Source organism: Acidobacteriaceae bacterium, from assembly GCA_035944135.1.
Classification (GTDB): Bacteria; Acidobacteriota; Terriglobia; order Terriglobales; family Acidobacteriaceae; genus Granulicella.
Genome location: DASZBM010000010.1, coordinates 649,005 through 664,870 on the forward strand (window position 1 = coordinate 649,005; position 15,866 = coordinate 664,870).

The 15,866-nt window shown below is 58.8% G+C and carries 7 protein-coding genes; 5 read left to right on the plus strand and 2 right to left on the minus strand.

Annotation, left to right across the window (positions count from 1 at the left end):
- Nucleotides 1-74 precede the first annotated feature (74 nt).
- Both VGU25_17245 and VGU25_17250 read left to right on the plus strand, forming a co-directional pair.
- Nucleotides 75-1,271 carry a tetratricopeptide repeat protein gene (locus tag VGU25_17245; GenBank protein HEV2578955.1) on the plus strand — a complete coding sequence of 399 codons (1,197 nt, stop codon included), beginning with the start codon at nt 75-77 and terminating at the stop codon, nt 1,269-1,271.
- Between the two features lie 82 nt (nt 1,272-1,353).
- On the plus strand, nt 1,354-2,997 hold the full coding sequence (locus tag VGU25_17250) for a CRTAC1 family protein (GenBank protein ID HEV2578956.1): 1,644 nt from the start codon (nt 1,354-1,356) through the stop codon (nt 2,995-2,997).
- Between the two features lie 181 nt (nt 2,998-3,178).
- On the opposite strand, the gene VGU25_17255 is transcribed toward VGU25_17250, so the two are convergent.
- Both VGU25_17255 and VGU25_17260 read right to left on the minus strand, forming a co-directional pair.
- On the minus strand, nt 3,179-5,353 hold the full coding sequence (locus tag VGU25_17255) for a winged helix-turn-helix domain-containing protein (protein ID HEV2578957.1): 2,175 nt from the start codon (nt 5,351-5,353) through the stop codon (nt 3,179-3,181).
- A gap of 13 nt (nt 5,354-5,366) precedes the next feature.
- Nucleotides 5,367-7,601 carry a winged helix-turn-helix domain-containing protein gene (locus tag VGU25_17260; GenBank protein HEV2578958.1) on the minus strand — a complete coding sequence of 745 codons (2,235 nt, stop codon included), beginning with the start codon at nt 7,599-7,601 and terminating at the stop codon, nt 5,367-5,369.
- Nucleotides 7,602-7,880: 279 nt separating this feature from the next.
- Between VGU25_17260 and VGU25_17265 the strand changes: the two genes are divergently transcribed.
- The 3 genes from VGU25_17265 (at nt 7,881) to VGU25_17275 (ending at nt 15,863) form a co-directional block, all read left to right on the plus strand.
- Nucleotides 7,881-11,354, plus strand: a complete 3,474-nt coding sequence (locus VGU25_17265; GenBank protein HEV2578959.1) for a TonB-dependent receptor — start codon at nt 7,881-7,883, stop codon at nt 11,352-11,354.
- 198 nt (nt 11,355-11,552) lie between these two features.
- On the plus strand, nt 11,553-13,319 hold the full coding sequence (locus tag VGU25_17270; GenBank protein ID HEV2578960.1) for an alpha-amylase family glycosyl hydrolase: 1,767 nt from the start codon (nt 11,553-11,555) through the stop codon (nt 13,317-13,319).
- A gap of 9 nt (nt 13,320-13,328) precedes the next feature.
- Nucleotides 13,329-15,863 carry a glycoside hydrolase family 31 protein gene (locus VGU25_17275; GenBank protein HEV2578961.1) on the plus strand — a complete coding sequence of 845 codons (2,535 nt, stop codon included), beginning with the start codon at nt 13,329-13,331 and terminating at the stop codon, nt 15,861-15,863.
- Nucleotides 15,864-15,866: the final 3 nt, after the last annotated feature.

The window sequence follows — 15,866 nt, forward strand, 5'->3', positions numbered from 1 at the left end:
CGACCGGAGGATCGGCGCTGTCCCCATTTCTTTTCCGGCGATCCCCTCTTTACGACCGGATGGAGCATCCGGCAATGCGTTCGCAAACTAAGTTTCTATTGGCCCCGCTTCTTTTGGCAGTCGTTGCGACGCGTTCTGGCGCCCTCCAGCAGCCCTCCACCTCTACCGCCTCCGAACAAACGCGTGTGCATCAGCAGAAGGCCGACGCATATCTCCGCGACAAAAGGCCTGACTTGGCGATCCCTGAGTTCTCCGCGGTTCTGGAGGCTGACCCGCAAAATCTCGATGCTCAGGCCAACCTGGGCGTCCTGCTTTTTTTCGCGGGTAAGCCAGATGAGGCCGAGCCTCACTTGCGCGCCGCGCTCACCATCGATCCTACCCTCGCGAAACTACGCATGCTGCTCGGCACATCCGAGCACCGCCAGGGCCATCTCGAAGATGCGCGCCACGACCTTGTCGCTGCGCTTCCTCAGATCACCGATCCCAAGGTCCGTCAGCAAGCAGGTCTCGAGATCATCGAGATTGATACCGCGCTAAATGATCTGCCGGCCGCTGCAGATGTGGCCGCGCAGATGAAGAAGGATTTCCCACAAGACCCCGAGGTTCTCTTCGCTGCGTGGAGCGTCTATTCGGACCTCGCCGATGAAGCCGTGCTCGACCTCTCTATTGCAGCTCCGCATTCCGCACAGATGCATCAGGCCATGGCCCACGTCCTCATTCGCGAGCGTGACAACAAGGCCGCCGTCGAAAACTTGCGCGAGGCGCTCAAGATCAACCCGGCGCTTCCCGGCGCACATTACGAACTCGCGGAGTTGCTACGCCTTTCCACGGTTCCCGCCGACAAAGCGGAGGCCGCCGAGCAATACAAGCTCGCTATCCAGTACCAGCCCAACGACGCCGCATCGCTCACAAGGCTTGGCGACATCGCAGGCGAGACGGAGGATCATACAACGGCCATCGCACGTTACAAGCAGGCACTTGCGGCGCAACCTAACTACACAGACGCAGAAGTCGGCCTCGCCTATGAGCTCAGCGAGACTGGCCATTCGGACGAGGCGGTTCCACTGCTCCAGCAGGCAATCAATAATGACCCCATGAGCATGCTTGCCCACTTCCGGCTCAGTGTCGTGTATCGTCGGCTGCATCGGCCTGATGATGCCAAGCGCGAGCTCGCACAGTATCAAAGCCTGAAGACAATGAAAGACAATCTCCGCAATGTCTACGACACCATGCGGCTCGACTCTCCACAAGGTAAGGATGTCAGTAGATAGGTCTCTTTCGGTGTTTATAGCCGCACTTTTGATCTGTGTCCCGTATGGTTGCGCGCAGAACGGGAAAGCGCCCGCCGAGAAGATGGAGACGGCTCACATCGTCGACATCACCGCCGCAACGGGCATTCATTTCAACCACCTTTCCAGCCCCGAGGCCCGGTACATCGTTGAATCGATGAGCGGCGGCGTTGCCATCATCGACTACGACAACGACGGCTATCCTGACCTCTACTTCACAAATGCACCGAGTGTCGCCATGCACAAGGCAGGCACACCCGCGCGCAGCGCTCTCTATCACAACAACCACGATGGCACATTCACTGACGTGACCGACAAGGCAGGCGTCGGCTATCCCTGTTGGGCCATGGGCGTTGCCGTTGGTGACTTCGACAATGACGGATGGCCTGACCTCGCTGTCAGTTGCTTCAACGGTGTAGTTCTCTATCACAACAATCACGACGGTACCTTTACCAACGTGACAAAGAAATCCGGTCTCGACCGAGATCATGGTTGGGCCACCGGCCTTACCTTCGGCGATTACGACAACGACGGTTTCGTCGACCTCTTCGTGCCACACTATGTCGATCTCGACCTGAACAATCTTCCCGTCTTCGGCAAGGATCGTACCTGCACCTATCACGCGATAGCCGTGCAGTGCGGCCCACGTGGTCTCAAGGGATCATCTGATTCCTTATATCGCAACAACGGCGACGGCACCTTCACGGATGTTAGTGCGAAAGCAGGAGTTGATGACCCGCAGAAGTACTTTGGACTACAAGGCGTTTGGTCCGATTTTGACGGAGACGGCAAGCTCGATCTTTTTGTAGCTAACGATGGTGAACCGAACTACCTCTATCACAACGAAGGAAATGGTCACTTCAAAGATATCGCTGAAGACGCCGGCGTTGCGCTGAGCGAAGACGGCAACGAACAAGCCAATATGGGGGTTGCGCTCGGAGATTACACGCGCACCGGTCGGCAGAGCATCGCGATTACCCACTTCAGTGAGGAGTACACAATTCTCTTTCGCAACGATGGCGCGCTGAATTTCACCGACGTCGCCCACATTGCCCACATTGCGCAACCGACAGGACTCTACGTGGGTTGGGGCGACGCGTTTCTCGATACCGATAATCGAGGGTTGCTCGACTTCATCATGGTCAATGGCCACGTTTACCCGCAACTGGATGAGGGCAAGCTGGGCATCACCTACCGGGAGCCTAAACTGCTCTTCTGGAACAACGGCGACGGAACGTTCCGTGATATCAGCCCAGAAGCTGGCAAGGCCCTGAGCATCCCTCAAGTTAGCCGTGGTCTTGCGGTCGGTGATCTCTTCAATGACGGACGGCTCGACGTCGTCATCGAAAACTTGACCGGGGGACCGATGATCCTCGAAACGAGACCGAATCCCGCGAATCACTGGGTTAGCTTCCAGCTCGAGGGATCGCCCTCGAACCGCCTCGCTCTGAATGCGAGAGTATGGGTGACTTCGAATGGAGTGACGCAAATGAGTGAGGTGCTCAGCGGCAGCAGCTACCTATCGCAAAGCGATCTTCGCCTGCATTTCGGCCTGGGTTCGGCCGCCAGAATGACGGAAGTAAAGGTGCATTGGCCGGACGGGACCACACAGACGTTCCACGATCTACCCGCTGATACTTTCTACCGGCTACACGAGGGAAGCACTCCTGTTGTAGACCAAAGAATCAGCCGACCTGCTGGCAGATAAGACCCGATTCAGAAACTGGTCCGGCGGGAACGGAAGACCTTGTTCCCATACTTGTTGAAGAGAAGTGGTTGGGTTGATCAGATTCGAACCAACGATCTCACCGACGATTCTTAGAGCTTTCAATCCCTCACGAACCGGTCTCCATCCGACATCGAACAGTCTCAGAAATGTCACTCGACACCTATCTGTTCTCAATATCCGCTCGAAACAGATTGCCCACGGTCAGGCGGGCGCGCAGCAATGGAACGTCGCCGGGAGCAAGGCCCGCGAAACGAAAGTCGGCAAACTCCATTGAATGCATGTCGCCGACGAATGCGACAATCTCCGTGCGGCCATCCAGTGCATTCGCGCGATAGATGGCCTGCGTGTTACTTGCAAAATCGTGGAAATAAATCCATTGGCTGTCGGCTGACCAAACTGGATCTGCAGCCGGAATATTGGCGAGTGTGCGCCATCGTTGCGTTTGACGATCGAACACGGTCAGCGATCGCTGGCCAAGTGGAAGTGCCGCGATGAATCGTCCGTCGGGGGAACTGCGAGGGCTGAACAGACCTTCCGAGCCGGGGATAGGTTCTATCCGCCGCGTGGCCGCATGCCATTGATAGATCATCTTCGGTTGCGCGCGCTCAGCCATAACATCGGGCGGACGGCCAAAGACGATATCGCCCGCACCGGAGACCCACGAGGGGTCAGCCTCGTTGTGATCCTCGCCTGGGAGCAGCGGTGTGAGGTTCGCGCTATCGGCCGCGACCGTATAAATTCGCCACAGCTTTCCGGGCTCTCGTGCCATCAGCACCAGCCTCTGGCCGTCAGGTGACCAATCGAACATGTAAACGTCCATGCCCGTGGGGCTGAGTTGTAGCTGTTGCGTGCCGTCTGCTCGACTCCGCCAGAGCACGCCATGAGCGTCGAGCCACGCGACCCAGGCTGCGTCCCGTGTGTAACGAACATACTGCGCAGTTTGCAATCGCGTGGACGGCTGGAAAGAATTCGTCGAGGCGTCAAAGCGCAGAAGCTCGGAGTGTTGGTTCAGACCGAGAAAGATGATGCTGTCGCTTTGCGGTATAGGAACAGGCGAACGGTAAGCAAGTGGTCCGTCGGTGACTGCGAAGGGCATGTACGGAAGCCATCTGCCGCGAAAGGGGCCTTCGCGCGTTGCCCAGATATCCGTCTGCCCATCGTGTGTCGCTTGGAAGACGAAGTAGCGCCCGTCGGCGGTCCAGTTGCCGCAGCATTCTGTGACGTTGGGATTCTGGCGGAAGTTCATCGCGTGGGCGTGTGAGCCATCGGCGTTTATCTCCCATAGGGCTGTCCTGTGATCGAGCGGGCGCAACAGAGTGAATCGCAACCGAGTGCTGTCCGTGGACCATCGCATCCAGAAAGCGCGCCCGGGAACCGTGGCGAAGTGACGGATGTCGCTGCCATCTTCGTTCGCAGTAAACATCTCATCCCCGTTCGCGTACAGGATGCGCTTGCCATCGGGCATCCAACTCGCATCATGCGCGAGAATGTCGCCAACCTGTTGTGCGCGACCGCCAATGGCGGAGATGATCCAGATTGGGCCTTCGGTTTCACGCGCCATCTGGTTCTTGATCAGCAACCGTTCGCCATCGGGCGAGATGTTTTCAAGAACGGGCGAGGCGCCCGAGACGGGGAAGGGAAGCGTCGTTGTCTCGCCATCGCCCACGGATGCGACTGACAGCACGGTGCGGCCGTTCTGAATCTGTGAGAAGAACAGGCGCGTGCCGTCGGTCGCCGTCTGCCCGAGGCTCTCCTGCAACGGCAAGCCTGGGAAGACTCGGCCGGAGTCAGTAATTTCGCGGATATGTGCGGGCTTCAACTGAGGCTGCCGCAGCGTGACAACGGCGAGCCCCGCCAGTGCGGCAACGGCAACAATCCAACCCGCAGCGAGTGGGAGCCGTCCGCCACCTCGCACAACATTATGGATCGCCTCTGTATGGGTAGTTGGTCCGATTGCTGTCGGCAACCCCGCAACAACTGGCTCGATGCTCCCAATGAATCGATAGCCACGGCGCGCGAGCGTCTCAACGTATCGCGGATCGCTGACAGTATCGCCCAGGATCTCGCGGACCTTATTGATGGCAACGTCGAGGCCGTGATCGAAGTCGACTACAGTGCCATCTCCCCACACGCCGAGGCGAAGCTCTTCGCGGTTGACCACCTCGCCTGCCCGCTCGACCAGGATCGAGAGAACTCGCAGCGGCTGGCCCTGCAGACGGAGCGAAACCCCGGACTTACGCAATTCACCGCTAGCCGTATTAAGAACGAACGGGCCGAAGCGAAACTCCGTAGTTCGGGTGGCTGGACCGGGTTTACTTGGTGTTGCCGTTTCCACGACACTCAAGACGTTACTCCGGCGCTTCCAACTCGTACAGGTCCGCACTCGTGCGCGGAACGCTGACAGCGGGCGCGTCCCCCGCAAGCAACCCGACAAAGTACGGATTATCAAGGCTCGGTTCGGTGCGCAGGCCCTCAGCATACGATGAGGTCTGATGTGTTAATAGATCCAGCTTCATCAGATCGAGTCCCGGAACCGAGAAGTTGCGGTATATGAGCGCATGGCCGCCACCGAGGAAAACGGGGTCGTCAAAATGCCCAATCGCTGCGGTGCGCCAATCTCCAGTGTCGAGATTTAGCTGGCGAAGTACTGTTTGATCAACACTTAAGGCCACGAGGGTGCGGCCGTCACCGGAAACGCGTGGACTGAACAGACCATCGGAGCCGCTGAGTTTGACCATCCGGCGTGTTGCGAGATCGACTCGAAAGAGTGCGCGCGCCAGTGCGGGTTCTGCGAGCCTCGGCGGCAGACGGCCGAAAATGATAGAAGAGCCACCGGCAGCCCATTGCGGGTCGGCCTCGTTGTGAGGATCGTCACGCAGCAACTCCTCGATGTGGCTTGACTGCACGTCAGCGATGAGGATTCTCCATGGAGCGCCTGGGTGGCGGGCCATGATCGCGAGCCGGGCGGCATCCGGAGACCATGCCATGCTGGAAACCCTGTAGGGCGCGCCGATCACGCGTACACGGTCGGTTCCATCAGCGCGGCTGCGCCACAACGTGCCATCGTCGCGCCGGACCCAGGCAACACGTTGGCCGTCGGGCGAAAACTCTACTTGCGCAGCATCGCTGAGATAGGCCGGCGCAGGGATCAGACGATGGTCCTTTGCGCTCCAGGTGAGTAGACGAAAAGAGCGGTCAAAGCCAGTGAAGATGACCCGGCGGCCGTTGTGCGTCGCCGCAGGAGACGTATACGCAAGTGGACCCTCTGCAAGCCGGAAAGGTTCCTGGCTTCGCTCCCACCAACCCCGGCGCACAGGCATGGCCCACAGACTGCCATCCCGTTCGTCTCCGGCTTGAAAGACATAGAGATCGCCGCTGCTGAGGAAGGTGCCGCAGCACAGAGGCGTCCCGGAGTGCCACCCGCCAAGGATCTGATGCGCCGCTGAACCGTCGGCCTTAATCTCCCACAACGTGGTATCAAGCGTCCGGTCGTCCCGCAACGTCAGCCGGAGGATGCTGCCATCCGGCGACCAGCGCATATAGTACGGACGGCCCGGCAGGGAAGCGAATCTTGCATTCCCCGAGCCATTCTCGTGGATCGTGTACAAAACGTTGCCATTCGCATAAAGAATAGAGTCGCCATCGGGCATCCAGGCGCTGGCATGGGCCAGGACGCCGGGAACCTGGTGTGCGGTTTGGCCTTCCGGTGAGGCGATCCAAAGAGCTTGCTCGGCGGAGGTGGACAGTCGATTCCTCAACAGGAGACGGAGACCATCAGGTGAAATATCATCCGCGACAGGTTTCCCAAGCTCTTCCGGCAGAGAAATCGTGGTCGTGTCGCCGCCATTGAGCATCACGACCCCGAGTTCACCTAGATCGTCTTCGCTCCGAGCGAAGTACACGCGGGCATTGTCCGTGACAGTCACAGGAAAGCCCTGCGTCATCCCGCCCGGAAGAGTGATCGACGCGTTGTGGGTAAGGGCGTGGACAGCAGCAGAGCCCCGGGTGGGAGAACGAAAGGCCAGTGCGCAACACAACAGGGCAGCCAGACCGATGACCGCCAGCCAGAGTAGGACAAGGGGACCACCAAACAGCCACAATCGGCCCGATTTCGCGGCCGTTGGTGGTGGTGGAGTTGATGCGGCCGCATTGATATCGCCAGATAGCTCGGCCGCCCGCTCCGATCGAAAATGCCGCCCGGGCGATAGGAGCGGATCCTCGGCAGGGCTGTCCGGATGGATTTCCATCACTGGAGCGATAAAGCGGTACCCGGAACGCGACAGAGTCTCTATGAAACGGGGACTCGTCACGGAATCGTCCAAACACTCCCGTATCTTGTAAATCGCCGCTGCCAGGCTGCGTTCGAGATCGACGGCAGTGTCGGGCTTCCAGAAAGTGCGGTGAAGCTCCTCTCGGCTAACGATTGTGCCGGCGCGCTGCGCGAGATAGAGCAGAATGCGTAGCGGCTGACTCTGGATGCGTACGGGGACGCCCGCCTTCCGCAGCTCCTGAGCCACCGGGTCGAGCTCGAACAGCCCGAAGCGCAGCCGCTCGGTAGAGACGGGTTCAAGGATCGTGGGCATGGGGGCAGGTCCCTGTATATCGAAATCCGATGATGAGGGTCAAATCCAATTAATAAAACGAGGAAGTCAAAGAAGTAGTCCGGTACACCACCAATTAAATCATCAACTTATCAGGTAATAAATTTTTGCGGAAAAAGAGAGGGCAAGATCATTGCCAGTTCACAGATCCGCTCTGTCTAGTGCATCCAGTGTGTTCGCGAACCTGCGCCGTTGCGCCTGCGAACCCCCTGCAATCTGTGGAGGCTTCGAAATATGTTCTCTATTAATAGATGCCAGCGAATGACTGGCACGCTCTGGTTCGCATCCCTGATGGTCCTGTCCGTGATCATCGTCCCACGTTCTGCCCCAGCGCAAACCGATACTGCTCAGGTGGAAGGGCTTATCGAGGACTCTACGGGTGCGGCCGTGCCCAGCGCGACGGTCACCATCGAAAATCTCGATACCGGCGCCAAGCGAACCATTAAGACCGACGACCACGGCCATTTCAGTGTCACGAGCCTAGTTCGAGGACATTACCGTGCGCAGGTGGTCGATAGTGGATTCAGGACCGAGATCCAAAACTTTACTTTGGACGTCTCGCAATCGCAGGCCCTCAACTTCCATCTGAAACTCGGAAGCGACACCCAGGAGGTGACCGTAACCGATGCGGCGCCGCTGGTTAACACGGTGACGTCGTCCACGAGCGCGGTGGTGGAAGGCCGGCAGGTTACGGAACTGCCGCTGAACGGGCGAAACTTTACCGAGCTTGCAATGCTGGTACCAGGTGTCACCCGCGGTGCCTATGGTTCGGACGCGGCCGGCCTAAACGCCAATGCGGAGACCTGGCGCAACAGTGAGACCGGCGGCGGGGCGCTTTCGGTGAACGGTCTGCGGCCCCAGGCGAATAACTTCGAGCTCGACGGTCTGGACAACAATGATGCGCTGGTGAACACGATCATCTTCTTCCCGCCCGTCGAGGCCACCGCGCAGTTCCGCGTGACCACATCGGTGGCCCCGGCTGAATTCGGCCGCGCCGGCGGAGCGATCATTCAGACCTCCATTAAGTCCGGTACGAACCAGTATCACGGGTCCGCGTTCATCTTCGATCGCGATCAGATCTTCGACGCCAGCCCGAACTACTTCTCGCCGACCAAGGCGAACCCGACCTTCCACCGCGTGCAGTATGGCGGAACGCTCGGTGGCTACATTTGGAAGAATCATCTGTTCGGGTTCGGCGACTACCAGGGGCTTCGGATGGAGCAGCCGAGTGGCGGAACATTTCAAACTGTGCCTACGGCGCTAGAGCGTACAGGAAATTTCTCCGAACTGCTGGCGTCGACGAGCACGATAAACACCAGCACGCCTTACAGCAAGGCGACCGGCTGCAACACCAAGTCGGGACCGCATGGCACCATCTACGACCCCGTCACCTGCCTCCCGTTCCAAGGCAACATTATCCCCACAACGCGTGCGACCCTGGCGGGTCTCAACTACCTGAACGCCTTTCCGTTGCCCAACTACGGGCCCGCCCAGGGCAACCTCACCAACGTCAACAACTACTACACCAACCCCGAGCAGACGCAGCGCATGGACGATTTCGACGTGCGTCTGGACTGGACGGCAACTCAACGCGATACTCTGTTCGCCCGCTATAGCTACGGGCAGGACGTACTGACCAAGGCCAGCTATTTTCCGAACCTTCCAGCCGGCTCGGGTTCGGGCGTGAATCCACAGCACCCGCGCGGTGAGGCGGCGGGTTGGACACACGTTTTCACCCCGCATTTGGTGAATGAGTTGCGCTATGGCCACATCTACGATTTCTACGGGTACATCAACCCGTTCAACAATATTCCGCTGTCGGCGAACCTCGGTATTCAAAACGCGAACAGGAACGCGGAGCTTGGTGGTGGCGCGGCCATCAATGGCGGAACCCTGGCATACACGGGCGACGGCGGCCAGTACACCGTTCCGCAGGCTAGCCACGAGTTCGTGGACGAAGTCTCGTGGATTCACGGACGCCACACTTTCAAGTTCGGGGGCTCGATCGAGCGCCGCCAGGTGGGCTTCTTCCATGGCAGCGACGACAAGGGTCTATTTGACTTCAGCGGCAACCACTTCACCGGCCTGGGCATGGCGGACATGCTGGCCGGCTTTGTGGGTACGTACACCATCGGCGTAGCTGACCGCTACTTTACGACGGTCAACTGGCAGTCAGGTGCGTTCGCGCAGGACGATTGGCGCGTTACGCCGCGGCTGACGCTCAACCTCGGCCTCCGCTATGACCTGTTCACATATCCGTATGAGGTCAACAACAACCAATCGAACTTCGACCTGAACACGCTCACATTGCAGGTCGCGGGCCAGAACTCTAACTCACGCTCGCTGATCAACACAAACTTCAACAACTTCGCTCCGCGTGTCGGTTTCGCATACGACACAAATGGACAGGGGCAGACAGTTCTTCGCGGCGGATTCGGTGTCTTCTACTTCCTCGACCGTGGCGGTGTAGGCAAGCAACTTGCGCAAAATCCCGACTTCGCCGGCGCGACCGCGTACTCGGACGTGTTGACAAACGGTGGCTTCCGCAACAACTTTGCCGGGCAGGCGAACTCTGGCGACAATAACAATCTTGACGCCACGCAGCCTTTGCCTCTGCCGACGTTCGGTCAGGCTGTGAATCGCGCGGATCCGATCAACGCCAGCCTGATCTCGTGGGATCCGAACCTGCCCACGCCGCAAATCATGCAGTGGAACGTGCAGGTACAGCAGTTGCTGACCAGGAATTCCACGGTAAACATCGCTTATGTCGGAACGGCCTCAAACCATCTGCTGAGCTGGTTCAACCTGAACAGCCAGGAAATCGGCCAGCCCGTGAACGTCAAGCTGTACCCGCAATTCAATTCCATTACGCGTGCCGAATCCAATGGCATCAGCCGCTACAACGGTCTGCAGGTTTTCGTGAACAGCCAGATGTCGCACGGCCTGCACTACACCGCAGCGTACACCTGGTCGCACTCCCTCGATAACTCCAACGGCGCCTTCAATACAGGTACCAACACGCCGGATAACCGTCTGTTCATCACGCCAAACGGACCGGACTACAAAGACAACTACGGCTCGTCCGACCAGGACCAGCGCCATGTGTTCGTCTTCAGCCTGCTCGCTGAGCTACCCTTCGGCCACGGACACGAGTTCCTCTCGCACGCGAATCGCTTCGTGGACGCAGTGGCCGGTGGCTGGCAGTTGAACACCGTCACCATTCTCGGCTCTGGCACGCCGTTTGACGTGACGACCAGCGACTACTACTGCGCAAGTTGCAGCTCGCACCTGCTCAGCGCCACTCTGAATAATCGTGCGGATATTGCCGGTAACATCAGCTATCCGAAGAGCATCTACCAGTGGTTCAACGTCGGGGCGTTCAGCCACCCCGCGGCGATCCCCAACAACAACCAGACCAGCGTATTCATCGCACCGGGAACACTCGCACGCAACGCTATGGTTGGTCCTGCGCATGAGGTTGTCGATGCATCCCTCTTCAAGAACTTCCCGATCGTGGAGCGCGTCGAAGGCCAGTTCCGCGTGGAAGCCTACAACCTGACCAACACACCCCAGTTCAACAACCCTAACGGCAATCTCGATAGCTGCATCAACACGTCGACCGCAACGTGTTCCGCAACCAACTACAGCTCCATTACAGGATCGTTTGGCCAGATCAATGGCACACACGTTCATTCGGAGCGCCAGTTGCAGCTAGCGTTCCGCTTGCAATTCTAAGGCGTCACCATCTGTAACCCCATCATCGCGTCCTGCGCTCGCTCCATCGAGCGGGTGCGGACGCGAAGAAAGCCTCTCTGCATCATGTGTACGTCCTTGAAATCTGCGGCTCTTGCCTGCGCATTGCTCACACTGCCTTTGGTTGGACACGGGGCGCGCACGCCGCTCGCTGATTGCAGTCGCGCGACCGTACCGTGCGTGGATCAGATCGACCCACCGGATTGGTGGGCCGGCCTGCCCTCACCGATGCTGCTGCTTCATGGCGTGCATCTGCGCGATGTGCGCCTTGGTGTGCAGGGAAACGGAGTCACCTTGGCAAAGGCACAGGTCTCGGCCAACGGACACTACGCCTTCCTGTGGTTGCAAACTGACAAGGCCGGACCACAGCAACTGCGTGTGCTGCTTAGCGACGGCACAACGAATCTGGCTTTGCCGTTCACTCTGGCTGCGCGCACGCCGGCGAAGAATGCCGGATTTTCATCCGCAGACGCAATGTATTTGATCTTCACGGACCGTTTCGCCGACGGCGATACCTCCAATGACGGATGGCCTTCCGATCCTTTCAGCCAGGTGGACCGGGCCAATCCGACCGCGTGGCACGGTGGCGACTATCGCGGAATCATCGAGCATGAAGACTATCTGCAGCAGCTTGGCGTCGATACCATCTGGATTACGCCGGCGTACGAAAACGCACACGAGCCACACGCATATCACGGTTACGACGCGACAGACATGTACGCCGTCGATCCTCACTTCGGCACTCTCGAGGACTACAGAAACCTGTCGGATACGCTCCATGCTCGCGGCATGAAGCTTGTCCTCGATCTGGTCCCGAACCATGTGGGTGCTGCCCACATTTGGGCAAATGATCCGCCCACTCCCTCATGGTTCCACGGCACACCCGCCGAGCATCTTCGCGCGCAAAGCAATTTCAAGACGATCGTCGACCCCCAGGAGGGCTCATCTGCCGCAGTGACAGAGGGTTGGTTTGCAAACTCCAAACCCGATCTGAACCAGGACGATCCGCTAGTCTCGCAATACCTGATCCAGAACGCCATCTGGTGGATTGAGAAAGGCGGCTTGGATGGATTCCGCCTGGATACCTTCCCTTACGTCCAGAGAACGTTCTGGCACGACTTTCACAAGACGATCCACGAACTCTACCCACATTTCACCACCGTCGGAGAGATATTCAACCACGACCCAGAAATCACTTCGTTCTTCGCCGGCGGAGCCGCCCATCGCGGAGTCGATACAGGGCTGGACACTCCTTTCGATTTCCCAATGTTCACGACGCTGCGCAACACGCTGATCAAAGGCGCTCCCATGAGCGACATCTCTGCGCTGCTGAAGGAAGATAAGCTGTACCCCCATCCGGAGCGGCTTGTGCCGTTTCTCGGCAACCACGACACCGGTCGTTTTTTGTCTGAGCCCGGAGCGACGATCGACGAACTGAAGATGGGTTACGCCCTGTTAGTCACAATGCGTGGCATGCCCGAACTCTACGCAGGCGACGAGATCGCAATGCGCGGCGGCAAGGATCCGGACAATCGGCATGACTTTCCTGGCGGCTTCCCCGGTGATGCCCAGGATGCCTTTACGCTCACCCGACGCACCGCGGAGCAGCAGGATATGTATGCGACGGTCTCATCTCTTCTGCATTTCAGGGCCGAGCATCCTGCGATCCTTCACGGCGGACTCAGCGTCGTATCGGCGGACAAAGACACCCTCGTTTATCTCCGCGCGGCGAATCCGAATACTGGTTGCGCGTCTGGCGATGAACGATTGTTGATCGTGGCGAATCGCTCTAACGCGCCCACGACGATAGGCGTTCCGCTGACATCGGCGCTACGTGGATGCACGAGCTTCAAAGCCGACCTCGGCGAAGGCAGTAGTGTAGTCACGGCGGATCGCGTCACGCTGCACGTGCCTGCGATGACGGTGGGCGTTTTCACGGTTCGGTAAGGGAAAAATATGTGGCAGCTTTCGCCAAGGCAGACGCCTGCGCTCCGCGTAGCCGTCTTCGCGTCCATCGTGTTGTCTGCGCTCGCCTCCGTTGCGCAGGACGCCGTCACCGTATTGCACGGTCCCGCTGTCCCCACTCCACTGGCAAACGGGATTCAGGTTCGCACCAGTGATGCGTTGATGCAGGTCGAGGCCCTCTCCGACAGTGTTCTTCGCGTCCGAATCGCGCGTGGCAGCACGCTGCCGGAGGATGCATCGTGGGCTGTGCTGCCGAATGCGCGCCACGGTATGGCGAAGGTACAACAGCAGGTCACGAGCGGCACAGCAGGCTTCACAACCTCGGCCGTGTGCGTGACCGTGGATCTCTCAACGCTGCAGATGAAGGTGACAAATCTCGCGGGTAATGTGTTGCAGCAGGATGACCCGGCATGGCCAGTGGAGTTCCACGGCAGTTCGTTTCGCATCTACAAGGCCATGCCCTCAGACGAGCATTACTTTGGACTGGGCGACAAGCCGGGCCCTCTTGATCGTCGCGGTCACAGCTTCTCTATGTGGAACACCGACTCCTACGCCTTCCAGGAATCAACCGACGAGATCTACAAAACAATCCCGTTTTTCATGACGTTCCGAGAAGGACGCGCTGCCGGGACGCTCTTCGACAACACCTTTCGCAGCTCCTTCGACTTCGGTCAATCTAATCCTGCACTCTATTCATTCGGTGCGGCGGACGGCCCCATCGACTACTACGTCTTAGCTGGCCCCACACCCAAGGACGTGTTGCGCGAATACGCGTGGCTTACAGGCCTTCCCCCGCTTCCGCCTCGTTGGGCCTTCGGCTATCAGCAATCACGTTCCAGCTACTTTCCGCAGGCGCGTGTCGAGCAGATTGCCACTAAACTTCGAGCGGACCACATCCCCGCAGACGTGTTGTATCTCGATATCGACTACCAGAAAGACCTTCGCCCCTTCACGGTCGATCAGGAGAGGTTCCCGGACTTCGCAAAGATGATCGCTGACCTGAAACATCAGGAGTTCCACGTCGTAGCGATCACAGATCCCCATGTCGCTGCTGTGTCAGACGGCTCCTACAAGCCTTATCAGAGTGGTGTGGCAGGCGATCATTTCATCCGCAATGCTGATGGATCTCTCTACGTCGGCAATGTCTGGCCGGGTCCTAGCGTGTTTCCGGAATTCACGCGCGCCAGCACGCGGCAATGGTGGGGAACGCTCTACGAAAATCTTGTTCACGATGGCGTGGCCGGCTTCTGGAATGACATGAATGAACCGGCTGTCTTCGTCCCCGGTAAAACAATGCCGCCCGCCGTACAGCATCGAATCGACGAACCGGGCTTTGCCTCGCGCACAGCAACCCATGCCGAGATCCACAACGTCTACGGCATGCTCAACTCGCGTGCCACCTTTGAAGGTCTTCTAACGCTGCGGCCAGACGAGCGCCCTTTCGTCCTCACGCGTGCGACCTACGCCGGTGGCCAGCGTTATGCGTGGACCTGGACCGGGGACAACACCAGCACGTGGAATCATCTGCGGATGACCACGCCGATGCTGCTCAATCTTGGCCTGAGCGGCTTCTCGCTGAGCGGCGCCGACGTAGGTGGTTTCGACGGAGTCCCTGGACCCGCGCTGCTGACAAAGTGGTTCGAAATCGGTGCCTTTCAGCCGCTCTTTCGCGAACACTCATCGCGGCAATCCGGCAATCGCGAGCCCTGGATGGATGGTCCTGTCGAGGAGGCTGCGCGACGCCACTCCATCGAAGAACGCTATCGGCTCATGCCCTATCTATACACCGCCGCGGAGGAACTCTCACGGACGGGAGTGCCGATCATGCGTCCTTTATTCGTCGAATTTCCGCATGCGAATGCCGACGGACATCCCATCGATCTCGATGCTGGCGGCGAGTTTCTCTTTGGGCCGCAGTTGTTGGTTGCGCCCCCGCCATATCCCGAGCAAATGGCCTCCTATGATGTAACGCTGCCTCCAGGCCGTTGGTTCGACTATTGGACGGGACGCCCCGTGAAGTTCAGCGCCAGCACGCGAGTGGCAAAACCTGGAACCAAACCAAAGCCTGCAAAGGTGCTAACCGTTCAGCCGGCTGACAGTCTACTTCCGGTATATGTGCGTGCAGGCGCAGTGATACCCATTGCGCCCCTGACGGAGAGCACCATGGAAAGGCCGGCCGGCTCGCTCACGCTGCGTGTCTATCCCGGACAGGATTGTCACGGATCCGTCTACGTAGACGATGGAACAAGCCTTTCGTATCGCAACGGGGACTTCGCGCGCGAGGAGTTTCACTGCGATGTCACTGCTCATTCCGTAGTGCTTTACATCGGCAAACGAGAAGGGACGTACCCGGTGTGGTGGTCACGCATGGCCGTGGAAATCTATGGAATGGAACGCGCACCGCAATCGGTGCGTGTCAACGGAGCCACTGCGGCAACCAAGGTCACGTTTGATAGCGCGACGCAGAGCGTACACGCTGAGTTTGCCGACGACGGCAGCGAACAGAAGATCGAGTTTTCGCGCTAACGG